The following is a 22,967-nucleotide window of genomic DNA, read 5'->3' on the forward strand; positions in this document are numbered from 1 at the left end:
CGTTGATTTTTGGCACGCTGTTGAGTTCTCAAGGAACGGACGCTTCCTTCGTACTCACCCTCGCGGGCTTTCCTCCGGGCGCTTCCTTTGTTCTTCGTTTTGTTCTTGCGTTTCCGACTCTATCAGACTCTCTCGTGTCCGATTCCCGGTCGAAGCGGGGTTCGCTTTCCAGTTCTCCGCTTTCGCGTTTCCCTTTCCGGCGATTCCAACCTTACCAGACCATTTCCGCGTCGTTTCCGACTCAGGATTTGAATTCTGTGGCCGTTGGAGGCCTTTCCCTTTCGGGTGGATCCAGACTTTATCAGGTCTCCCCGGGTCTGGTTCCCACCCTCCCCGCGGGCGCCGTCCGGGCACACGTGTGTGTCCGGGGGCCGTGCGAGGTGGAGACGTAAACGTACTGGAGCGGGCCCCCTCGGTGCAAATCGAGGGGAGCCCGCTCCAGTTCGGGTCGCTACCGCGAGGATCAGACCTCGACGACGACCGGGAGGATCATCGGGCGGCGGCGGTAGCCGTCCGAGACCCACTTGCCCATCGTGCGGCGGATGAGCTGCTGGATCTGGTGCGGTTCGGCGACGCCGTCGGCGGCGGCGCGCGCGATGGCTTCCTCGATCTTGAGGGTGACCGAGCCGAACGCACCGTCGTCGATGCCCGAGCCGCGGGCCTGGATGTTCGGGCCGCTCACGACCTTGCCCGTGGTGCTGTCGACCACCACGTAGACCGAGATGATGCCCTCGTCACCGAGGATCCGGCGGTCCTTGAGGGACGCCTCCGTGACATCGCCGACCGACAGGCCGTCGACGTACACGTAACCGGCCTGGACCTTGCCGGAGATCCGCGCCTTGCCGTCGATCAGGTCGACGACCACGCCGTCCTCGGCGATCACGATGCGGTCCTTCGGTACACCCGTGAGGGCGCCCAGCTCGGCGTTGGCGCGCAGGTGGCGCCACTCGCCGTGGACCGGCATCAGGTTCCGCGGCTTGCAGATGTTGTAGAAGTACAGCAGCTCGCCCGCGGAGGCGTGGCCGGAGACGTGCACCTTGGCGTTGCCCTTGTGCACGACGTTGGCGCCCCACCGGGTCAGGCCGTTGATCACGCGGTAGACGGCGTTCTCGTTGCCCGGGATCAGGGACGACGCCAGGATCACGGTGTCGCCGGGGACGATCCGGATCTGGTGGTCGCGGTTGGCCATCCGGGACAGGGCCGCCATCGGCTCGCCCTGGGAGCCGGTGCAGACCAGGACGACCTCGTGGGCCGGCAGGTCGTCGAGGGTCTTCACGTCCACGACGAGGCCGGCCGGGACCCGCAGGTAGCCCAGGTCACGGGCGATGCCCATGTTGCGGACCATCGAGCGGCCGACGAAGGCGACTCGGCGGCCGTATTCGTGGGCGGCGTCGAGGATCTGCTGGATGCGGTGCACGTGGCTGGCGAAGCTGGCCACGATGATCCGGCTGTGGGCGTTCGCGAAGACCGTGCGCAGGACGTTGGAGATCTCCCGCTCGGGCGGCACGAAGCCCGGGACCTCGGCGTTCGTCGAGTCGGAGAGCAGGAGGTCGATGCCTTCCTCGCTCAGCCGCGCGAAGGCGTGGAGGTCGGTGAGGCGGCTGTCCAGCGGGAGCTGGTCCATCTTGAAGTCGCCGGTGGCCACGACCAGGCCGGCGGGGGTCCGGATGGCCACGGCCAGGGCGTCCGGGATGGAGTGGTTGACCGCGATGAACTCGCAGTCGAAGGGGCCGAGGGCCTCCCGTTCGCCTTCCTTCACCTCGAGGGTGTAGGGGCGGATCCGGTGCTCCTGGAGCTTCGCCTCGATGAGGGCCAGCGTCAGCTTGGAGCCGATCAGCGGGATGTCCGGCTTCTCCCGGAGGAGGTAGGGGACGGCGCCGATGTGGTCCTCGTGGCCGTGCGTGAGGACGATGCCCTCGATGTCGTCGAGCCGGTCCCTGATGGACGAGAAGTCCGGAAGGATCAGGTCGATGCCGGGCTGTTCCTCTTCGGGGAACAGGACGCCGCAGTCGACGATCAGGAGGCGGCCGTCGAACTCGAAGACGGTCATGTTGCGGCCGATCTCACCGAGACCGCCCAGGGGGGTGACCCGGAGGCCGCCCTTGGGAAGCTTCGGGGGCGGGCCGAGTTCAGGATGCGGATGGCTCAAAAGTCTCTCCTCACCACGCACGCCACGTACCTCGAAGGCACGTGGCGCGCATGTCATTCGTGCACTTGCTTTTGTCAGTTGTGATCTTGCTTGTTCAGTTGTGCCGGTCGTGCCGGTCGTACTTGTTCAGTTGTGAAGTCTGTGTCAGAGCTGTACCCCGCCGGCGGCAAGATCGATCTTGAGCTGTGCCGTCTCTTCGGCGGTCAGCTCGACCAGCGGGAGCCGCAGCGGCCCCGCGGGCAGGCCCTGGAGGTTCAGCGCGCCCTTGGTGGTGATCACACCCTGGGTGCGGAACATGCCGGTGAACACGGGGAGCAGCTTCTGGTGGATCTCGGCCGCCTTCTGGACGTCGCCGCCCAGGTGGGCTTCGAGCAGCGCGCGCAGCTCGGGGGTCACCACGTGGCCGACCACGGAGACGAAGCCGACCGCGCCGACCGACAGGAGCGGCAGGTTCAGCATGTCGTCACCGGAGTACCAGGCCAGGCCGCTCTGCGCGATGGCCCAGCTGGCGCGGCCGAGGTCGCCCTTGGCGTCCTTGTTGGCCACGATACGGGGGTGCTCGGCCAGCCGTACGAGGGTTTCGGTGTTGATCGGGACGCCGCTGCGGCCGGGGATGTCGTAGAGCATGACCGGCAGCTCGGTGGCGTCCGCGATCGCCGTGAAGTGCCGGTAGAGGCCTTCCTGGGGCGGCTTGCTGTAGTACGGGGTGACCGCGAGCAGGCCGTGCGCGCCGGTGCGCTCGGCCTGGCGGGCCAGCTCCAGGGTGTGGCGGGTGTCGTTGGTGCCGATGCCGGCGACCACGTGGGCGCGGTCCCCGACCGCTTCGAGTACGGCTCGTACGAGGTCGTTTTTCTCCGCGTCGGTGGTGGTCGGCGACTCACCGGTGGTGCCGTTGATGACCAGGCCGTCGTTGCCTGCGTCCACCAGGTGGACGGCGAGTCGCTGCGCGCCGTCGAGGTCGAGTGCGCCATCCGCCGTGAACGGCGTGATCATGGCGGTGAGGACCCGCCCGAAGGGGGTCTGCGGAGTCGAGATCGGAGCCATGGGTAACACGCTACTCGCTGCCACGCTCATGGTGTCCCCTCGGGGGACGTCAACGGCGCGCGGGTCCCCCATATGACTGCGGAGTGTGACTGCCGAGTGCGGCCGGCGGTGCGGCCGGGGTTGTTGGAGCCCGGCACTGCCTGCTCGGGGGTTCAAGCAGTGCCGGGTCCGTTTGATCAGCCTAGATGAACTTTCCGAAACGCCGCAATACGGACACTTGGGACTTGCCTTCGGACATCCGTGCGCGACGCGGCGCCACCTGCCCTACGGGGCGACGCGACCGTTCGCGTTGTAGGCGGCGTAGGTGAGCGGCATGAGCCCCGCCCAGTGCTGCTCCATCTTCTCGCCGACCATCTCGATCTCCCGCTGCGGGAAGGACGGGGTGGTCGCCAGCTCGTGCTGCGTGCGCAGGCCGAGGAAGTGCATGAGCGAACGCGCGTTGCAGGTGGCGTACATCGAGGAGAAAAGACCGACCGGCAGGACCGAACGGGCAACCTCGCGGGCCACGCCCGCCACGAGCATCTCCTGGTACGCCTCGTAGGCCCGCAGGTAGGAGTCCTCCATGACGCGGGCGGTCAGCTCCTGCTGCGCCCCGGTGCCCTCGACGAACACGTACTTGCCGGGGCGGCCCTGCTGGACGAGCTTGCGCTCTGCTCCGGGGACGTAGAAGACCGGCTGGAGCTCCCTGTAGCGGCCCGATTCCTCGTTGTACGACCAGCCGACGCGGTGGCGCATGAACTCGCGGAACACGAAGATCGGCGCGCTGATGAAGAACGTCATCGAGTTGTGCTCGAAGGGGCTGCCGTGGCGGTCGCGCATCAGGTAGTTGATCAGACCCTTCGAGCGCTCCGGGTCCTTCTGCAGCTCCTCCAGCGACTGCTCTCCGGCCGTGGAGACACGGGCGGCCCACAGGACGTCCGAGTCGGCGGCGGAGTGCTTCACCAGCTCCACCGTCACATCACTGCGGAAGCTGGGTTTCAGGTCTGAGGCGGCCGTATCGCTCACTGGGGTCCTTCCAAACATGTGCACCTGGGGCGCGCCCACTCTACGGCGCCCGGCGAGGGTCCCCTCGCAGGCCCGGGGGCGGACGGACCGCCCGCGCAGACCTGACGGGCCGCCAAGGAATCGGCCGGATCTCGCGGAATCCGGCACCTATCGGCGCGTTCACGCGTCCTACTGGGAGAAGGCCCAGCCCCCGACCGACAGGAGAGTCGCTTTCATGTTCCTCCGGCGCGAACCCGTCCCGTTCACCTTCGTCGCCGAGGCAGACCGATTCCGCAGTAACGTCACTCCGCCGCCGCGCGAGAGTCTGAGCAAGACTCAGCTCGCCGCCCGTACCCTGGTCGGACTGACCGTGGTGGCCGGGCTCGTCGGCTCGCTGCTCTTCGGCATGCCGGCTCTGCAGCCGCACAAGGCGCCCGAGAAGTCACAGCAGTCGCAGGCCTCCGAGGGGCGGTAGCCTCACGGGCACAGCCCAACCGAACGTGCATGTGAGTGAGGTACAGCCGTGCCCCTGCCCTTCTTGACGGCCGACGGCGTGACCGACGCCGACGAGCACGAGGACGAAGCCCTCCCCCACGAAGACCACGACCGATGGCGCCGGCCCTACCGGCCCGGTCCCTGGCGGGTGGCGATCGCCGCGGTGCTGCTCCTGCTGACCGCCTTCATGCTGCTGGCCACCATGATCATCGCCTTCGCCGGTGCGTGGGGCGGAGCGGTCGGGTGCCTGGCCGCGGCCCTCGCGGTGCTGGGCTCGACGCTGCGCCTCCTGCTGACGGGCGTTTGGGTGAGCCGTACGGGCCTGCGTCACGTGGCGTTCTTCCGGACGCGGTCGATCCCGTGGAGCGCCGTCGGCCGGATCCGTACCGTGCAGCAGCCGGTGCGCTGGCTGGGGCTGCCGAGGACCGTGCAGGGGCAGGCGCTGACCGCCTCCGGTCAGGACGGCACCCGGCTGCCGGTGCTGCTGACCGACCACAACGCCGACTTCCTGACGCGCGCGGAGGCCTTCGAGCGCGCCGCCGACGTGGTCGGGGCCTGGGCCGACGAATACCGGGCCGTACCGGCCTGAGGTGACACGGCGGGGCCGCCTTGTACGGGGCGGCCCCGCCGGAGTCCGTACGGGAGCGGTTCAGGCGGCTACGTGCTCCGCGTCGTGAAGGGCGATCGCCCGCTGCATGGCCTTGCGGGCCCGCGGGGTGTCGCGGGCGTCGTGGTAGGCGACGGCGAGGCGGAACCAGCTGCGCCAGTCGCCCGGCGCGTCCTCGGTCTCGGCCTTGCGGCGCGCGAAGACCTCGTCGGCGGAGTCCCGCAGGATCCTGCCGTACTCGTCCCGCTCCAGCTCGTCCACGGGCAGCGCCCCCTCGGCCTCCAGCTCGGCGGCGAGCCGGTTGGCCCTGGTGACGAACCGCGTGTTCATCCAGAGGAACCAGATCCCGATGACAGGCAGGACCAGGACGGCCACCCCGAAGGTGACGGTCAGCCAGGTGCCCTGCCCGATCAGCATCAGGCCCCGGCTGCCGACCAGGACGAAGTAGACGACCAGGACGGCGGCCGTGAGGAAGTACGTGATCTTCGCGCGCATGGGTACTACTGCCTGCTCATCAGCCGAGGTCGAGGAAGTGTTCCAGGCCGAAGGTGAGGCCCGGGGTCTGCGTCACGCGGCGCGCGCCGAGCAGGATGCCCGGCATGAAGCTGCGGTGGTGCAGGGAGTCGTGACGGATGGTCAGGGTCTCGCCCTCCCCGCCGAGCAGCACCTCCTGGTGGGCCAGCAGGCCGCGCAGGCGGATGGCGTGCACCGGGACGCCGTCCACGTCGGCGCCGCGGGCCCCGTCGAGGCCGGTGGCGGTGGCGTCGGGCTGGGCGCCGAGGCCCGCCTCGGCGCGGGCGGCCGCGATGAGCTGCGCCGTGCGGGTCGCGGTCCCGGAGGGGGCGTCGACCTTGTTCGGATGGTGCAGCTCGACCACCTCGACGGACTCGAAGTAGCGGGCGGCCTGGGCGGCGAACTTCATGGTGAGGACGGCGCCGATGGAGAAGTTCGGGGCGATGAGCACCCCGGTCTGCGGGGAGGCGGCCAGCCAGGTGTCGAGCCGGGCGAGGCGGTCCTCGTTCCAGCCGGTGGTGCCGACCACCGCGTGGATGCCGTGGCCGACGAGGAAGTCGAGGTTTCCCATCACCGAGTCCGGGGTGGTCAGCTCGACGGCGACCTGGGCGCCGGCGTCGACCAGCGTCTCCAGCTCGTCTCCGCGGCCGAGGGCGGCGACCAGCTCCATGTCGTCGGCGGCCTCGACGGCCTTGGCCGCCTCGGAGCCGATGCGGCCCCGGGCGCCGAGGACCGCCACGCGCAGCTTGCTCATGTTCGCTTCCTTAGGTGCGTACGTGCGCACGTCGTGACGTGCGCACGGGACTAGGCGACCGCTTCGTCGAGGCGGGCGGCCTGCTTCTCCTTGAGCGGCCCGATCACCGCGAGGGACGGCCGCTGGGCCAGTACGTCACGGGCGACCTCGCGGACCTCGTCGGGGGTGACGGCGGCGATGCGGCCCAGCATCTCGTCTACCGACATCTGGTCGCCCCAGCACAGCTCGCTCTTGCCGATGCGGTTCATGATCGCGCCGGTGTCCTCCAGGCCGAGGACGGTGGAGCCCGAGAGCTGGCCGACCGCCCGCCTGATCTCCTCGTCCGTGAGCCCGTCCGAGGCGACCTTGTCGAGCTCGTCACGGCAGATGCGCAGCACGTCGTGGACCTGGCTGGGCCGGCAGCCCGCGTAGACGCCGAAGAGGCCGGTGTCGGCGAAGCCGGAGGTGTACGAGTACACGCTGTAGGCCAGGCCCCGCTTCTCGCGGACCTCCTGGAAGAGCCGGGAGGACATGCCGCCGCCGAGGGCGGTGTTCAGCACGCCGAGCGCCCAGCGGCGGTCGTCGGTGCGGGCCAGGCCGGGCATGCCGAGGACCACGTGGGCCTGCTCGGTCTTGCGGCTGACCATGTCGACGCGGCCGGCGGTGCGGATGTGCTTGCTGCCGCCGCGCGGGCCTACCGGTTCGGCGTCGGTGCGGGTGAGCGCCCCGGCCTTCTCGAAGGCCGCGCGGACCTGGCGTACGACCTTGTTGTGGTCGACGTTGCCGGCGGCGGCCACGACCAGGCGGGTCGGGTCGTAGTGCTTCTTGTAGAAGCGGCGGATCCGGTCGGCGCCCAGGGCGTTGATGGTGTCCACGGTGCCGAGGACCGGCCGGCCGAGGGGGGTGTCGCCGTACATGGTGTGCGCGAACAGGTCGTGGACGCAGTCGCCGGGGTCGTCCTCGGTCATCGCGATCTCTTCGAGGATGACGCCGCGCTCGGCGTCGACGTCCTCCTCGCGGATGAGCGAGCCCGTGAGCATGTCGCAGACCACGTCGATGGCCAGGGGCAGGTCGGTGTCGAGCACCCGTGCGTAGTAGCAGGTGTACTCCTTCGCCGTGAAGGCGTTCATCTCGCCGCCGACCGCGTCGATCGCGGAGGAGATGTCGAGGGCGCTGCGCTTGCCGGTGCCCTTGAAGAGGAGGTGCTCCAGGTAGTGCGTGGTGCCGCCCAGTGTGGGCGTCTCGTCACGGGAGCCCACGTTCGCCCAGATGCCGAAGGTGGCCGAGCGGACGGAGGGCAGGGTCTCGGTGACGATGCGCAGGCCACCGGGCAGGACGGTGCGGCGGACGGTGCCGATGCCGTTCTGCCCCTTGAGCAGGGTTTGGGTACGGGCGACGGCCCGCCCCTCGGAAGAGGGGCGGGCCGTCACACGCGAACTACGCGACGTCACTTGTCGGAGTCGTCCTTCTCGGCGTCGGCGGCCTCTTCGCCCTCGACCACGGGGACGAGGGAGAGCTTGCCGCGGGAGTCGATCTCGGCGATCTCGACCTGCACCTTGGTGCCGACCGCGAGCACGTCCTCGACGTTCTCCACGCGCTTGCCACCGGCCAGCTTGCGGATCTGCGAGATGTGCAGCAGGCCGTCCTTGCCGGGCATGAGGGAGACGAAGGCACCGAAGGTGGTGGTCTTGACGACCGTACCCAGGTAGCGCTCGCCGACCTCCGGCATGGTCGGGTTGGCGATCTGGTTGATCGTGGCGCGGGCGGCCTCGGCGGCCGGGCCGTCGGCGGCACCGATGTAGATGGTGCCGTCGTCCTCGATCGTGATCTCGGCGCCGGTGTCCTCCTGGATCTGGTTGATCATCTTGCCCTTGGGGCCGATGACCTCACCGATCTTGTCCACGGGGATCTTGACCGTGATGATCCGCGGGGCGTTGGGGGACATCTCGTCCGGCGTGTCGATCGCTTCCATCATCACGTCGAGGATGTGGAGGCGGGCGTCGCGGGCCTGCTTGAGGGCGGCGGCCAGGACGGAGGCCGGGATGCCGTCGAGCTTGGTGTCCAGCTGGAGCGCGGTGACGAACTCCTTGGTGCCGGCGACCTTGAAGTCCATGTCGCCGAAGGCGTCCTCCGCACCGAGGATGTCGGTGAGGGCGACGTAGTGGGTCTTGCCGTCGATCTCCTGGGAGATCAGGCCCATGGCGATACCGGCGACGGGGGCCTTGAGCGGCACACCGGCGTTCAGCAGCGACATGGTGGAGGCGCAGACCGAGCCCATGGACGTCGAACCGTTGGAGCCGAGGGCCTCGGACACCTGGCGGATCGCGTAGGGGAACTCCTCGCGCGTCGGCAGGACCGGCACGATCGCGCGCTCGGCGAGCGCGCCGTGGCCGATCTCGCGGCGCTTGGGCGAACCCACGCGGCCGGTCTCGCCGACGGAGTACGGCGGGAAGTTGTAGTTGTGCATGTAGCGCTTGCGGGTCACCGGGGAGAGGGTGTCCAGCTGCTGCTCCATGCGGAGCATGTTCAGGGTGGTGACGCCCAGGATCTGGGTCTCGCCACGCTCGAACAGCGCCGAGCCGTGCACGCGCGGGATGGCCTCGACCTCGGCGGCGAGGGTACGGATGTCCGTGATCCCGCGGCCGTCGATGCGGACCTTGTCCTTGATGACGCGCTCGCGCACCAGGGCCTTGGTCAGGCTGCGGTAGGCGGCGGAGATCTCCTTCTCGCGGCCCTCGAAGGCCGGGAGGAGCTTCTCGGCGGCGATGTCCTTGACGCGGTCCAGCTCGGCCTCGCGGTCCTGCTTGCCCGCGATGGTCAGCGCCTGGGAGAGGTCACCCTTGACGGCGGCCGCGAGGGCCTCGTACACGTCGTCCTGGTAGTCCAGGAAGACCGGGAACTCGCCCTCGGGCTTGGCGGCCTTCGCGGCGAGGTCGGCCTGCGCCTTGCACAGGACCTTGATGAACGGCTTCGCGGCGTCCAGACCGGCGGCGACGACCTCCTCGGTCGGCGCCTCGGCGCCGCCCTTGACGAGGGCGATGGTCTTCTCGGTGGCCTCGGCCTCGACCATCATGATCGCGACGTCGCCGTCCTCGAGGGTGCGACCGGCGACGACCATGTCGAAGACGGCGTCCTCGAGCTCGGTGTGCGTCGGGAACGCCACCCACTGGCCGCGGATCAGCGCGACGCGGACGCCGCCGATCGGGCCGGAGAAGGGCAGACCGGCCAGCTGGGTGGACGCGGAGGCGGCGTTGATCGCCACGACGTCGTACAGGTGGTCGGGGTTGAGCGCCATGATCGTGGCGACGACCTGGATCTCGTTGCGCAGGCCCTTCTTGAAGGACGGGCGCAGCGGGCGGTCGATCAGGCGGCAGGTGAGGATCGCGTCCTCGGAGGGGCGGCCCTCGCGGCGGAAGAAGGAGCCGGGGATCTTGCCGGCGGCGTACTGGCGCTCCTCGACGTCCACCGTCAGGGGGAAGAAGTCGAGCTGGTCCTTGGGCTTCTTCGACGCGGTGGTCGCGGAAAGCACCATCGTGTCGTCGTCCAGGTAGGCAACGGCGGAGCCGGCGGCCTGGCGGGCCAGACGGCCCGTTTCGAAGCGGATGGTGCGGGTGCCGAAGGAACCGTTGTCAATGACGGCCTCGGCGTAGTGGGTCTCGTTCTCCACTAGCGTTTTCTCCATTTTCGTCGTCTCCGTCCGCCACCCGTGTGGTGGTGGACGGTTGCGGAGAAGCGCTCCTGGCGTGCGGGCCGGTCTTCGATCGAAGCACCCGGTTCGTAGCCCTCCGGGGCTTTCCGGATGCCACTACCGAGGACCGGCGGCGTAGGGAGGGCGCTCCTCCTCTTCAGTTGTGCACCTGCGACCAGACTACAAAGCGTCCGGTACGTCTCGCACGTACAGCAAAGGGAGCGGCCCCCTCAGTGTGGGAACCGCTCCCTTCACAGCGTCTTTACTTGGCGCCGGCCGCACCGCGGCGGATGCCGAGGCGCTCGACCAGCGTACGGAAGCGCTGGATGTCCTTCTTGGCCAGGTACTGCAGCAGGCGGCGACGCTGGCCGACCAGGATCAGCAGACCACGACGGGAGTGGTGGTCGTGCTTGTGGGTCTTGAGGTGCTCGGTCAGGTCCGAGATGCGCTTCGAGAGCATCGCGACCTGGACCTCGGGGGAGCCGGTGTCGCCCTCCTTGGCACCAAACTCTGCGATGATCTGCTTCTTCGTAGCGGCGTCAAGCGGCACGCGTACTCCTCGTTTAGGTCTTCGTAGCCACCGAGTGCCCCAGGTCGAATTCTCTGGGGATCTTCCGTAACTCGGGAGGCGGGGTCCGCTGAGCGCAGCCTCCAGAGGGTCTCCGGGGGCGCGTACACAAACGGCCGTCACACAGCGTACCAGGCTGCCGGGCCGGGCCCGTCTCAGCTGGTGAGGGCGCGGGCGCGGGAGTAGACGTCCAGCACGGCCAGGGTCAGCGGGACCAGGCTGAGCAGTACCGCCGCCTCGGTGAGGTCGAGCAGCCGTCCCCAGAAGGGTGACAGGCCCTTGCGGGGGATGACAAGCGCAATTCCGGCGAGGAGGGCCGCGCCGGCGGCGACGGCGGCGGAGAGCCAGATGGTGCGCAGGTCCAGGCCGCCGCGGTCGTGGTACTTGACGAGCTCCGCGAGCAGGTCGGCCGGCGGGTGCAGGGCGAGGCCGAGGACCAGCAGGGCGATCGCGCCGAACCCGGCCACCAGGGCGCACGCCACCTGGGAGGTGTAGCGGAAGAGCCGGGCGCGCAGCAGCATCGCGAGGCCGGTGGCCAGGGCCAGCAGTCGGCCCCAGGTGTCGTCGGAGAAACCGAGGACGGCGGCGGAGGCCACGACAACCGCGGCGCAACCGCCGGCCAGGCCCAGGAGCATCTCGTGGCCGCGCCGGGCCTGGGCGGCGATGGCCTGCGCGTCGAGGGAGGCGCCCGGGTCGGGCCGGCCGTCGCCGGCCGGGTCCGCGGGGTCACCGTACGGAGCGGTGTCGGGACCGTCGGGCAGCTCGTAGTCGCTGGTCGAGCTCTGCGGGGCGGCGTAGCCGATGGGCAGCCGGGCGAAGCGGGCGGAGAGGCCGGGGAGGAACGCGACGAGGCCTATCGCGACGGGTGCGCAGACGGCGGCGGTGGCGGTCGCGGAGGCTCCGGTGGCGATGGCCGTGAAGGTGGCCAGGGTGCCGGTGGCGGCGAGGAAGGTGGCCGCGACGAAGGGGGCGTCGCCGTGCGGGGTGAGGGCGACCAGCGCGACGGAGGCGACGAGGGCGCAGACGCAGCCGAGCAGGAACTGCAGGCGGCCGGGTCCGTGGCCTGCGGCGGGGGCGATGATCCCGGAGCCGGCGATCAGCAGGTGCGGGAGTGCGGCGAGGCCGAGGGCGATGGCGGAGCCGCCGTCGCGGTAGACGCGGGCGCGGACCCCGGCCGCGGCGGTGAGCAGGACGCCGACGGCCGCGGCGATGACGCCCGGCAGGCTGTGGGTGTCGTGGCGGACCGGGTCGGCGTACCAGAGGACGAAGCCGAGCAGGACGAGCAGGACGGCGGCGCCGGCCAGGCCCGCGCCGCGCAGCATGTCGTCGCTCCAGCGGTGCCGGTCGCGTACGACGGCGGACGCGACGGCGTCGGAGACGTCGTCGAAGACGGCGGGCGGCAGGGATTCGGCGAAGGGGCGCAGGCTGAGCACCTCGCCGTCGAGCACCTGCTGGGCGGCGAGGGTGCGGGCGCCGTCGAGGACGGTGCCGGAGCGGCGTACGAGGTGGAAGCCGGTGGGTGCGCCGACGGGCTGGGTCTGGCCGGTGAGGCGCAGGAGTTCCGGGTAGACGTCCGCGACGGCTATGTCCTCGGGGAGGGCTACGTCGATACGGCTGTCCGGTGCCACGACGGTGACCCTGCAGAAGCCGGTCGCCTCGGCCGTACTCACCTGTGTGACCCCCTGGTTGCTGTTCCGGCGCCGTGGGGCGCGGGGACGGATCCGTGGATGCGCGGACCGCGCGGGCCACCCTACCGGGCTTATGACGGACTGTAGGCAAGTAGGATCACCTCCCCCGGCCAGGCCCGGGAGTTGAGGGCGCCGGTCGTGACGTCCATCCGTTTTCGAGGGATTGATGCTCCGGTGAGCCAGATCGTCGTGAAACGCCCGCCCAGGTCGCTGCCGCCGGAGGTGCCGACGGACGAGGTGAGGCTGGAGGCTCCGCCCGAACTCCCGCGGGGACAGCAGGAGGGCATGCTGATGCAGCTCCTGCCGATGCTCGGCATGGGCTCCTCCGTCGTCTTCTTCTTCATGCCGGGTGCGGCGCCCTTCATGCGCATCATGGGTGTGCTGATGCTGGTGTCCACGGTGGGCATGGTGATCGCCCAGCTGGTGCGCTACCGGCGCGGTACGCAGGGGCAGATGGCCGACGTGCGCCGGGACTACCTCAAGTACCTGGCGCAGACCCGGCGTCAGGTGCGCCGGACCGCGCGGGCACAGCGTGACGCGCAGCTCTACTTGCACCCGGCTCCGGACCAGTTGTGGTCGGTGGTGGCGGAGGGTTCGCGGCTGTGGGAGCGGCGCGTCGGCGACGAGGACTTCGGGCAGGCCCGGCTGGGGCTGGGCGCGCAGCGCCTGGCGACTCCCCTGGTGGCTCCGGACACGGCGCCCGTCGAGGAGCTGGAGCCGTTGACGGCCGGGGCGATGCAGCGCTTCCTCAAGGTGCATTCCTCGCTGGAGGGGCTGCCGGTGGCGGTGTCGCTCCGGGCGTTCTACCACGTGACGGTGTCCGGGGAGGCGGAGTCGGCGCGCTCCACGGCGCGGGCGCTGGTGGCTCAGCTGGCGACGCTGCACTCCCCCGAGGACCTGATGGTCGCGGTGGTGGCGGCGCCGGGTGCGGTGCCCTCGTGGGACTGGACGAAGTGGCTGCCGCACACGCAGCTGCCGGGGCAGGTCGACGGGGCTGGCACCAAGCGGCTGTTCGGGGACGACCTGGGCGAGCTGGAGGGGCTGCTGGGGTCCCGGCTGGAGGGGCGTCCGCGGTTCAGCCGGGACGTTTCGCCGGTGCTGGACCAGCCGCACCTGGTGGTCGTGCTCGACGGCGGGATGGTGCCGCCGGACTCGGTGTTCGCGGCCGTCGAGGGCTTGCAGGGCGTGACGGTCGTGGAGGTGGTGGCGGGCGAGCTGGACGAGCCGCGCGGCGGGCTCTCGGTCGTGGTGCGGCCGGGCCGGCTGCGGCTGGAGTCGGGCTCGGGCGTGGCGTACGAGGGGGTCCCGGACACGCTGTCGCTCCCCGCGGCGGAGGCCCTGGCTCGGCAGCTGGCGCCGTTGCGGACCGGTGGCGGTGACGACGACGAGCCGCTGCTGGCCAACTTGGACTTCACGGACCTGCTGAACCTGGGCGACGCGGCTCAGGTCGACGTGTCCCGCACCTGGCGGCCGCGGTCGGCCGGTGAGCGGTTGCGCGTGCCGATCGGCGTCGGCGAGGACGGCGCTCCGGTGATGCTGGACCTCAAGGAGGCGGCGCAGGAGGGCATGGGGCCGCACGGCCTGTGCGTGGGCGCGACGGGTTCGGGCAAGTCGGAGCTGCTGCGCACGCTGGTGCTGGGGCTGGCGGTCACGCACACGTCGGAGACGCTGAACTTCGTCCTCGCGGACTTCAAGGGCGGTGCGACGTTCACGGGCATGGGGCAGCTGCCGCACGTGGCGGCCGTGATCACCAACCTGGCGGACGACCTGACGCTCGTGGACCGCATGGGCGACTCGATCCGCGGCGAGTTGCAGCGCCGCCAGGAGCTGCTGCGGTCGGCGGGCAACTACGCGAACATCCACGACTACGAGAAGGCGCGCGCGGCGGGTGCCCCGCTGGAGCCGCTGGCCTCACTGGTGCTGGTCATCGACGAGTTCTCGGAGCTGCTGACGGCGAAGCCCGACTTCATCGACATGTTCATCCAGATCGGCCGGATCGGCCGCTCGCTGGGCGTGCACCTGCTGCTGGCCTCGCAGCGGCTGGAAGAGGGCAAGCTGCGCGGCCTGGACACGTACCTGTCGTACCGGATCGGCCTGCGGACGTTCTCGGCGGCGGAGTCCCGGACGGCGATCGGCGTGCCGGACGCGTACCACCTGCCCTCGGTCCCGGGTTCCGGGTACTTGAAGTTCGGCACCGACGAGATGACCCGCTTCAAGGCGGCGTACGTCTCGGGCACCTACCGCTCGGGCGGCCCGGACCTGGCGGTGGGGCCGTTCCCGGTGGAGCGGCGGCCCGCGCTGTTCACGGCGGCGCCGGTGCCGGTGGTGTACGCGGCGCCCGACCCGGCGTACCTCGCGGCGCAGGCGCCCCGGGGGGACGACGCGCTCGCGGACACGGTGCTGGACGTGATCGTGGGCCGGCTGGAGGGGCAGGGCGTGCCGGCGCACCAGGTGTGGCTGCCGCCGCTCGACCAGGCTCCGCCGCTGGACCAGTTGCTGCCGGCGCTGGCGCCGAGCGGGACGCGGGGCCTGCACGCGCAGGGGTACACGCGGCCCGGCGGGCTCGTCGTACCGCTCGGCCTCATCGACAAGCCGTTCGAGCAGCGGCGCGAGGTGCTGTACCGGGACTTCTCGGGTGCGGCGGGCCACATGATGGTGGTCGGCGGCCCGCAGTCGGGCAAGTCGACGCTGATGCGGACGCTGATCTCCTCGTTCGCGCTGACGCACACCCCGAGCGAGGTGCAGTTCTACGGGCTGGACTTCGGCGGCGGCTCCCTCTCGTCGGTCGCCGGCCTGCCGCACGTGGGCGGGATCGCCTCGCGGCTGGACCCGGAGCGGGTGCGGCGCACGGTCGCGGAGGTGGCGGGGGTGCTCAACCGCCGCGAGGAGTTCTTCCGAGCCAACGGCATCGACTCGATCGGCACCTACCGGCGGCGGCGTGCGGCCGGGGAGCTGCCCGGCGAGGCGTGGGGCGACGTGTTCCTCGTCGTCGACGGCTGGGGTGGTTTCCGCGGCGAGTACGAGGGCCTGGAGCAGGTCGTCACGGACATCGCGTCCCGGGGTCTGGGATACGGCATCCACGTGGTGGTCACGGCTGCGCGGTACATGGAGGTCCGGGCCGCGCTCAAGGACCAGATCCTGAGCCGGCTGGAGCTGCGGCTCGGTGACGTCATGGACTCCGAGTTCGACCGCAGGGTCGCCGCGAACGTCCCGACGGGGATGCCGGGCCGCGGGCAGGTGCCGGAGAAGCTGCACTTCCTGGGCGCGTTGCCGCGCATCGACGGGTCGCACAGCGCGGACGACCTCTCGGAGGGCACGGCCGCGTTCGTGGCGGCCGTCAAGGAGAACTGGTCGGGGCCCTCGGCTCCGGGGGTGCGGCTGCTGCCGCGGCTGCTGCACGCGGACCAGTTGCCCAAGGGCGGCGAGTTCCCCGGTCAGGGGATCTCGATCGGTGTCGACGAGACGGACCTGGAGCCGGTGTTCATCGACTTCGAGACGGACCCGTTCTTCCTGGTCTTCGGTGAGAGCGAGTCGGGCAAGACGAACCTGCTGCGCCTGATCGCGCAGCGGATCGCCGAGCGGTACAGCCCCGACCAGGCCAAGCTGGTCGTCGGCGACTACCGGCGCAGTCTGCTCGGGGCGCTGCCGGAGGAGCACCTGCTGGAGTACGCGCCGATGGCGAATTCCCTCCAGATGCACATGGAGGCGCTGGGCGGGGTGTTCTCCCGCAGGCAGCCGCCGGACGACGTCACACCGCAGCAGCTGCGGGACCGCAGCTGGTGGACGGGCCCGGACGTCTTCATCATCATCGACGACTACGACCTCGTGGCCACCAGCCAGGGCAATCCGCTCACGCAGCTGGTGGAGTTCCTGCCCTTCGCCCGGGACACGGGGGTCCGCTTCATCATCGCGCGCAACTCCGCCGGTGCCTCGCGGGCCCTGTACGAGCCGTTCATGCAGCGGATCAAGGAGCTGGGGGCGCAGGGCGTGGTGCTCTCCGGCGACCCGTCGGAAGGCGACCTGCTGGGCAACGTCAGGCCGCGCCCGCTGCCGCCGGGGCGGGGCTACTCCGTCTCGCGCAGACGCGGTACGTCGCTGGTCCAGATCGGGCGGCTGCCGGTCCCGGGGGCATGAGGAGCGCGAAACGTTGCCCACGACGGCGCCCGGACACCGATAATCGGGGCGGAACGCTGCACCGCAGTCGCACGAAGGGAAGGCCGCGCCATGGGGTCCCAGCAGGAGAAGGACGAGCTGTACGCGCTCGACATCAGCGGCGTCGAGTGGGAGGGCCCGCCCGGGACCAGCCCGGACGAGGAGCGCGTGGAGATCGCGAAGCTGCCCGACGGGGCGGTGGCCATGCGCTCCTCGCTGGACCGGGACACCGTGCTGCGGTACACGGCGGCCGAGTGGGAGGCCTTCGTGCTCGGCGCCCGGGACGGCGAGTTCGACCTGCGCTGATCCGGTCCGGACGGCTTGGAACGCGCGAAGGGGCGCGCCCGGTGCGGGCGCGCCCCTTCGGGGTGTGGCGGGGGACTCAGTAGGCCTCGGTGAACAGGCGCGAGGCCTTGATGTCCGTGGCGTGGTAGTCGCCCTTGCCGCGCTCGATGAGCTGGGCGACCGTCTCCAGCTGCTTGTGCATGTGGTCGGCGGCGGCCTTGTACTTCTTCTGGAGGGCGACGTACTCGCGGTGTGCCTCACCGTCCCAGGTGTCCGTCACCACCTTGACGGCGGTGTCCATCTCGTCCAGGTCCTTGAGGATGTTCTGCGACACCACGCGGATGCGGTCCGCCATCTGCTGGACGGTTTCGTACCTGACCTTGGTGTGGCCGTCGTTACCGGACATGGTCTTCTCCTTCGCGCTGGGGCGTTGTGGGCAACGGGCCCTTGATCAGAGGCTGTTGAGGCCGGATTTATTGGCGGCGGCGAAGGCCTGACGCACGTCCTCGTCCTGGGCGTTGCTCAGGTTCTTGGTCTCCGACACCGCGTGGTGCAGGACGCCGAGCAGCCGGCGGATCTTGTCGTGGTCGGTGTTGATGTCCTCCTGCGCCTTGACGAACCCTCCGGCGCCCACGCCGGTCCAGCCCGCGCTCACCGTGGCGATGATGTCGGCCAGTTCACGGGACTGCCGCGACACGGCCTCGGCCGTCTCGGAGATCCTGTTGGCCGCCTTGACGACCGGATCGTCCGCAAGTCCGAAATTGCTCGTCATCCGAAGCTCCTCACTTCTCAATTCGCCGGCCGAACCGGCGGACTGCGTGGCGGAGCAGGTGCTCCCGGCGCGGAATCGAGCACACGCCGCCGGAATTCCCCCTCCGCTCCACGCCATCCCCCGATCACAGTCGTGAAGCCTGCCGTCACTCTAGCCAGTTCACCTAGGTGGCCCAACACCGGTACGGGGCAGCGGGGGTGAGCCGGTGCGCGGTCACGGCGTACGGCGTCGGCGCGCGCGGGCGTCGCGCACGACGGTGGCGGTACCCGCGATGACGGCGATGAGCACGACGGCGGTTCCCAGGGCGTACGTACCGAACCGCTCCTCCCGCTCCTGCACGGTCTCGGTGAGGTGCAGCTCCGCGGCCCGGGGTGCGGCCGCCGGCGGCGGGCCCGGGTCCGGGACGGGGGCCTTGGGGGGTTCGCGGTCCTGGGTCAGGGCCCGTACCGGGTCGACGACGCCCCAGCCGACGTAGTCGTCGTGGCCGTTCACGGAGCGTTCGGCGGTGTTCTCGATCTGCCAGACGATCTGCTGCACGCTCCAGTCCGGGTGCGCGGCGCGCAGCAGGGCGGCGACTCCGGCGACGTAGGGGGCGGAGAAGCTCGTGCCGTTGTCGAGGCACTGGCCGAAGCCCGGGACGGTGGAGACCATGTCGACCCCGGGGGCCGCGACGCCGATGAAGTCGCCCGGCTGGGAGAAGGCGGCCCGCTCGTTGTTGCGGTCGGAGGCGGCGACGGCGAGGACGCCGTGGAAGGCCGCCGGGTAGGTCTTGCGCTTCTGCCCGGTGAGGCCGTCGTTGCCGGCCGAGGCGACGACCACGGCCTTCGCGTCGATGGCCCGCTGGACGGCCTTGGCAAGCTCGGAGTCCGCGCTCAGCGGGACGTCGGTGTCCTGGGAGATGTTGATGACCTGCGCGCCCTTGGACACCGCGTGGTCGATCGCCTGGGCCAGGGTGGCGGCGTTGCCGTTGCCCTGCCCGTCGTTCTGCCGGATCGGGATGACGGTGGCCTCCGGGGCGAGACCGACGAAGCCGGTGCCGGCCTGGGGCCGGGCGGCGATGAGGCCGGCGACCCTGGTGCCGTGACCGACGGTGTCGTTGGTGCCGTCACCGCCCTTGGGGTCGACGAAGTCCTTGCCCGCGCCGGTGTCGAGGGCGCCGCCGAGCTGCGGGTTGACGCGGTCCACGCCGGTGTCGATGACGGCGACGCGGACGCCCTTGCCACGGGTCCGGGCCCACAGGGCGTCCAGGAGCAGCCGTTGCAGCGCCCAGGGCCGGTCGGCGATCTGCTGCTTCATCGGGAAGGTGCACTCGCCCGCGCCGGCGAGCGTGAGGGCGGCCGCCGGCCTCGGCGCGGCGGGGCCCGTACCGCAGGCCGCGACGAGGGTGAGGACGGCGCTCAGGAGCAGGCCCCGGACAGCAGCGGCGCGGCGTCCGGACGGTTGCTGGGGCATCGGCGGCATCCTCACGACCCCTGGGGCTGACGGGCGGAGTTGGTGTCCAGGCGCGGCCCCTTGGAGAGGAACTCCGACCAGGCGATGGGCACCATGGCCGGGGTGACGGCGCCGTAGCCGAGCCGGATCTGCGCCTGGCTCGCCTCGGGACGGCCGTCGCCCGTGCCCGGCTGCTTGGGGCCGCCCGCGCCGATCCCGGACTGTTCGGCGTCGCTGTCGCCGTTGGCCTGGACGGCGTACCGCAGGCCCGTGTCGGTGACCAGGAACGTGGAGCCGCCCGCGGTGGTCTGCCGGCCCTGGACCTGGGTGTAGAGCAGTCCCGAGCCCGGGGTGACGTACGCGCCGGTGCCGCTCGCGGCGATGTCGACGGGGAAGCCGGTACCGGCCCAGGTGCTCAACGTCGGGTTGCCCTGGCCGTCGACGGAGCGCAGCACCGCGCAGACCGTGTCGCGCAGCGCTGCGCCCGCCGCCGAGCCGGGGGCCGCGGTGACCCGGTTGACCTGGGCCGCCTTGCGCTGGGGCCACTTGGCGTCGCTCTTGAACGGGGTGGCGTCCGGGTTGAGGGACTGCAGGTCGACCTCGTGGGCCCTGCCGTGCATGTCGAGGCCGTCGGCGGCGGGCGCCGAGATCAGCAGCCAGGCCGTGAACTCCGAGACGGGCGCGACCCGGTCGGGCAGGACGACGTAGTACTGGGTGCCGGAGCCGGTCTGGGCGGTCAGCACCATGCCGACCTTGCCGTCGGCGGTGCCGAGGCCCTGCACGGCGGCCTTCTCGCCCGCCTTGCCGGGCAGTTGCGGGAAGGCCAGGTCGTCGCCGGGGGTGAGGGTGGCCAGCCACTGTTCGGTGACCGGCTGGGGGGTGGCGCCGGTACCGACCAGGGCCGTGGTGATCGTCGCCGCGTCGGCGGTGCCCTCGGGGAACCGGTACTTGGTACCGGCCGCGTCGACCAGGTAACGCTCCTTGGCGCCGCCGGTGTTCTGCACGTACAGCACCTGCGTGTCGGTGGTCTTGCGGCCGTCGTCCATCAGCCGCGCCTCCCGGTCGGCCAGGACGAACGCGGCGGTCTGCACGGCCTTGCCGTTGCCGCCGGGTTGCTGGCAGACGGCCCAGCGCTTGGCCTTGCCGGCGTCGGCCGGGGCGGGCAGCCGGTCGGGGGCGTAGGGGATGCCTATGATCGGGCCGCGCGGCGGCTTGCCCGCGTCCAGGATCTTGTCGTCGATCTGCACGACCTTGAACTTCGCGGGATCCAGCAGCAGTCGCGCGGACGCCAGATTCAGCACGGGGTGCAGCCTGGTCTGGTCCTTGCCGTTGACCTTGGTGGTCAGGACCACGTACCGGGTGGTCGACTGCTTGCCCACGATGACCTGCGTACCGGGCTCGTCCCAGCCCTTGGGCGCCTGCGGTTTGAACATGCCCCAGGCGCCGAAACCCGCGACCACGAGAGCGCCGACCACCAGGCCGGGGACCACGGCTCGCAGCGGGCGGGGCGCGCCTTCCTCGGTGCCGGTGGCGGAGGGCTGGAGGAACGCCGCCACCGTGCGCCGCTTCGCGAAGGTGTACGCGTTGAGTTCATCACGCCGTGATGCCATGACCGCCTGCTTCTCGCCGCACGGCCCGGTAGCGGACTCCCGTGCCCCGGGCCTCGATGATCGGACCGGGGACCTACTATGCCTCTTGACGGACGGTATGCACGGGCCGGGTAGGCTCAGGCGGCCGCCGGGCGGCCTGCGGACCGGCGCGGCCGGGGCCCGTCGGGGCGGATTCCGGCAGACTTCGAGAGTGCGGCGGCGATCCGCCGGACCGCAGCGTACGGGGCCCGCCCCCGGGATGGGGAGGTGCGCGAGTGACGGCCACCGCGACGCAGCCACGGACGGCCCCGGCAAGCCCGGCGACGCCGGCGCGCGGCGGGGTGACACCCCATCCACGGTCCAGCCCGGGCCGGTTCGGGCCGTTCCGGCTGCAACAGCTGGTGCTCCTCCAACTCGCGGCCGCCGCCCTGCTGGTGGCCTGGGTCGTGGAACCGCTGCTGCTGGTGCCCGCCGGTGTGCTGGCCCTGGTCCTGGTGCCGCTCGCGCTCGTACGCCGTCACCAGCGCTCCCTGCCCGAGTGGATCGGCGGCGCGCTCGCGCTGCGCGCCCGGCGCCGCCGCGCCGCGGGGCGTCCCGTACCGGCCGGCGTCGAGCCGGGGCTGGCCCCGCTGGTCGAGGCCGAACGCGCCCTGCGGACACTGACGTTCAGCGACCGCGACCGGCGGCCGGTCGGCATGGTCGGCGACGGCACGTTCTTGACGGCCGTCGTCCAGGTGGACATGGACGCCACCGCCCTGCGGCCCGACCGCGGGACGCGCCCGCTTCCGCTGGGGCTCGTACGGGACGTCCTCGAAGTGGACGGCATCCGGCTGGAGTCCGCCCAGTTGGTGCAGCACACGCAGCCCGCGCCCGCACCGCACCTGCCGGCCCAGGCGATGGCCACCCGCAACTACGCCCCGCTCCAGGCCAGTACGGGCACGCCGGCGGTGCGGCTGACGTGGATCGCGCTCAAGCTGGACCCGGAACTGTGCCCGGAGGCGGTCACCGCGCGCGGTGGCGGGCTGGGCGGCGCCCAGCGGTGCCTGGTGCGGATCGCGGACCAGCTGGCGAGCCGGCTGACCGGCGCCGGGTTCCGCGCCGTGGTGCTGACCGAGCAGGAGCTGACGGGCGCGCTGGCCACCTCCTCCTGCGCGAACCCGATGGCCATCACCCAGGCCGGCCGGTCCTCGGGCACCGGCCGCCGCACGGAGGAGACGGCGCGCACGTGGCGCTGCGACGACCGACGGCACACGACGTACTGGATAGGCCGCTGGCCGCAGTTGGGCGGCCCGGGCGCGGCGGCGCTGCCGCAGTTCGTGGCGCTGCTCACCTCACTGCCCGCGCTCGCGACGAACTTCAGCCTGACGATCGCCCCCGCCGAACGGCAGGGCGTGACGCTGACCGGGCACGTACGGGTGACGGGCCGCAGCGACGAGGAACTGGTGGCCGCCCGCCGCGAGCTGGAGCGGACGGCGCGGGGCGTGAAGACCGGACTCGTCCGGCTGGACCGCGAACAGGTACCGGGGCTGCTGGCCTCGCTGCCGCTGGGAGGAGCGCGATGAGGGGCGGTTTCGGGCTGATCGGGCCGCGCCGCGAACGGCACGTGGTCCCGGCGGCCGACCTGGACGTGCTGGCTCTGCCCGTCGCCGACGACGGCGTGGTCATCGGCGTCGACGCCGAGGGCCGTCCGGCGGTGCTGGGCGTCAACCGGCCCACGCCGTACGAGGTCACGCTGATCGGTGGGCTGTGGACGGCGCAGGTACTGGCGCTGCGCGCGGCGGCCACGGGAGCCCGGGTCGCGGTGGAGACCGGGCGCGGGCAGGTGTGGTCGGGGCTGGCCCAGGCCGCGGGCGGCGGCCAGCAGTGCGTGACCCTGCACGACGTGGGGCGGGTGCCGCCCCAGGGCGCGTCGGCCGGCAGCCCGGTGCTGGTGGTCCGGGACTGCGGGATGCGGCCGCCGCGCGGGCGGGTCGTGGCCGGGCCGTGGCAGTCGGTGCTGACCCTGCTGCCGTACCTGAGCCCGGCGGCGCCGCGGCTGATGCGCAACGCTTCGCTGGTGGGGGTGCAGCGGGTGTCCCCCGACGAGGCGGCACAGATCGGCGGCCTGATGCACCTTCCCCGGGCGGCGGTGGAGTCGCTGCCGACGCTGGGGGACGGGGTGACGCTGTGGTGCACGCCGCGGGACCGGAAGTTCGTCATGACGCAGGGCACGGACACCGAGACGGGCCTGCTGGGCGCGGCGCGGCGGATCGACTGACGGGCCGGCGGC

The 22,967-nt window shown here is 71.3% G+C and carries 19 protein-coding genes; 6 read left to right on the plus strand and 13 right to left on the minus strand.

Features of this window, described 5'->3' with window-relative positions:
- Positions 1-463: 463 nt before the first annotated feature.
- The 3 genes from IE207_RS26210 to thyX form a co-directional block, all read right to left on the minus strand.
- The gene (locus tag IE207_RS26210; RefSeq protein WP_190186788.1) at positions 464-2,149 is read right to left on the minus strand and encodes a ribonuclease J; all 1,686 of its coding nucleotides are present in this window, start codon (positions 2,147-2,149) and stop codon (positions 464-466) included.
- Between the two features lie 144 nt (positions 2,150-2,293).
- Positions 2,294-3,193: a 4-hydroxy-tetrahydrodipicolinate synthase gene (gene dapA, locus IE207_RS26215; RefSeq protein WP_190186789.1), complete on the minus strand. Its 900-nt coding sequence runs from the start codon at positions 3,191-3,193 to the stop codon at positions 2,294-2,296.
- Between the two features lie 264 nt (positions 3,194-3,457).
- Positions 3,458-4,216: an FAD-dependent thymidylate synthase gene (gene thyX / locus IE207_RS26220; RefSeq protein ID WP_373304772.1), complete on the minus strand. Its 759-nt coding sequence runs from the start codon at positions 4,214-4,216 to the stop codon at positions 3,458-3,460.
- A 196-nt stretch (positions 4,217-4,412) separates the two neighbouring features.
- On the opposite strand from thyX, the gene IE207_RS26225 reads away from it, so the two are divergent.
- Both IE207_RS26225 and IE207_RS26230 read left to right on the plus strand, forming a co-directional pair.
- On the plus strand, positions 4,413-4,652 hold the full coding sequence (locus tag IE207_RS26225) for a hypothetical protein (protein WP_190186791.1): 240 nt from the start codon (positions 4,413-4,415) through the stop codon (positions 4,650-4,652).
- Positions 4,653-4,700: 48 nt separating this feature from the next.
- Complete coding sequence (locus tag IE207_RS26230; protein ID WP_190186792.1) at positions 4,701-5,261, plus strand: SCO5741 family PH domain-containing membrane protein; 561 nt, start codon at positions 4,701-4,703, stop codon at positions 5,259-5,261.
- 60 nt (positions 5,262-5,321) lie between these two features.
- Here the strand turns inward: IE207_RS26230 and IE207_RS26235 are convergent, their stop codons facing one another.
- From IE207_RS26235 to eccD, 6 genes are all read right to left on the minus strand, one after another.
- Positions 5,322-5,774: a hypothetical protein gene (locus IE207_RS26235; RefSeq protein ID WP_190186793.1), complete on the minus strand. Its 453-nt coding sequence runs from the start codon at positions 5,772-5,774 to the stop codon at positions 5,322-5,324.
- 19 nt (positions 5,775-5,793) lie between these two features.
- Positions 5,794-6,546, minus strand: a complete 753-nt coding sequence (gene dapB, locus IE207_RS26240; RefSeq protein WP_190186794.1) for a 4-hydroxy-tetrahydrodipicolinate reductase — start codon at positions 6,544-6,546, stop codon at positions 5,794-5,796.
- Between the two features lie 50 nt (positions 6,547-6,596).
- Positions 6,597-7,976, minus strand: coding sequence for a M16 family metallopeptidase (locus IE207_RS26245; protein WP_190186795.1), 1,380 nt, complete (start codon positions 7,974-7,976; stop codon positions 6,597-6,599).
- A complete protein-coding gene (locus IE207_RS26250) occupies positions 7,973-10,192 on the minus strand; it encodes a polyribonucleotide nucleotidyltransferase (protein WP_190186908.1) in 2,220 nt (739 codons plus the stop codon). Before IE207_RS26250 ends, IE207_RS26245 begins: the two co-directional genes overlap by 4 nt.
- A 283-nt stretch (positions 10,193-10,475) precedes the next feature.
- Complete coding sequence (rpsO, locus tag IE207_RS26255; protein ID WP_136213493.1) at positions 10,476-10,763, minus strand: 30S ribosomal protein S15; 288 nt, start codon at positions 10,761-10,763, stop codon at positions 10,476-10,478.
- Positions 10,764-10,936: 173 nt separating this feature from the next.
- Entirely contained in the window at positions 10,937-12,451 is a 1,515-nt protein-coding gene (gene eccD / locus IE207_RS26260) for a type VII secretion integral membrane protein EccD (protein ID WP_190186796.1), read from the minus strand.
- Positions 12,452-12,643: 192 nt separating this feature from the next.
- Between eccD and eccCa the strand changes: the two genes are divergently transcribed.
- The gene (eccCa, locus tag IE207_RS26265) at positions 12,644-16,603 is read left to right on the plus strand and encodes a type VII secretion protein EccCa (protein WP_190186797.1); all 3,960 of its coding nucleotides are present in this window, start codon (positions 12,644-12,646) and stop codon (positions 16,601-16,603) included.
- Positions 16,604-16,693: 90 nt separating this feature from the next.
- Positions 16,694-16,927, plus strand: a complete 234-nt coding sequence (locus IE207_RS26270) for a DUF397 domain-containing protein (protein ID WP_136213490.1) — start codon at positions 16,694-16,696, stop codon at positions 16,925-16,927.
- Between the two features lie 76 nt (positions 16,928-17,003).
- Here IE207_RS26270 and IE207_RS26275 read toward each other — a convergent pair whose 3' ends face one another.
- The 4 genes from IE207_RS26275 to eccB form a co-directional block, all read right to left on the minus strand.
- A complete protein-coding gene (locus tag IE207_RS26275) occupies positions 17,004-17,312 on the minus strand; it encodes a WXG100 family type VII secretion target (protein WP_190186798.1) in 309 nt (102 codons plus the stop codon).
- A 45-nt stretch (positions 17,313-17,357) separates the two neighbouring features.
- Positions 17,358-17,678: a WXG100 family type VII secretion target gene (locus IE207_RS26280; protein ID WP_190186799.1), complete on the minus strand. Its 321-nt coding sequence runs from the start codon at positions 17,676-17,678 to the stop codon at positions 17,358-17,360.
- A 213-nt stretch (positions 17,679-17,891) separates the two neighbouring features.
- Positions 17,892-19,130, minus strand: a complete 1,239-nt coding sequence (mycP, locus tag IE207_RS26285; RefSeq protein WP_190186800.1) for a type VII secretion-associated serine protease mycosin — start codon at positions 19,128-19,130, stop codon at positions 17,892-17,894.
- An 11-nt stretch (positions 19,131-19,141) separates the two neighbouring features.
- Positions 19,142-20,719 carry a type VII secretion protein EccB gene (gene eccB, locus IE207_RS26290; protein WP_190186801.1) on the minus strand — a complete coding sequence of 526 codons (1,578 nt, stop codon included), beginning with the start codon at positions 20,717-20,719 and terminating at the stop codon, positions 19,142-19,144.
- Between the two features lie 254 nt (positions 20,720-20,973).
- Between eccB and eccE the strand changes: the two genes are divergently transcribed.
- Positions 20,974-22,260 carry a type VII secretion protein EccE gene (eccE, locus tag IE207_RS26295; RefSeq protein ID WP_190186802.1) on the plus strand — a complete coding sequence of 429 codons (1,287 nt, stop codon included), beginning with the start codon at positions 20,974-20,976 and terminating at the stop codon, positions 22,258-22,260.
- A complete protein-coding gene (locus IE207_RS26300; RefSeq protein ID WP_190186803.1) occupies positions 22,257-22,955 on the plus strand; it encodes a hypothetical protein in 699 nt (232 codons plus the stop codon). Before eccE ends, IE207_RS26300 begins: the two co-directional genes overlap by 4 nt.
- Positions 22,956-22,967 lie beyond the last annotated feature (12 nt).

The sequence above is a fragment of the Streptomyces cirratus genome, from assembly GCF_014650775.1.
GTDB classification, from domain to species: Bacteria; Actinomycetota; Actinomycetes; order Streptomycetales; family Streptomycetaceae; genus Streptomyces; species Streptomyces cirratus.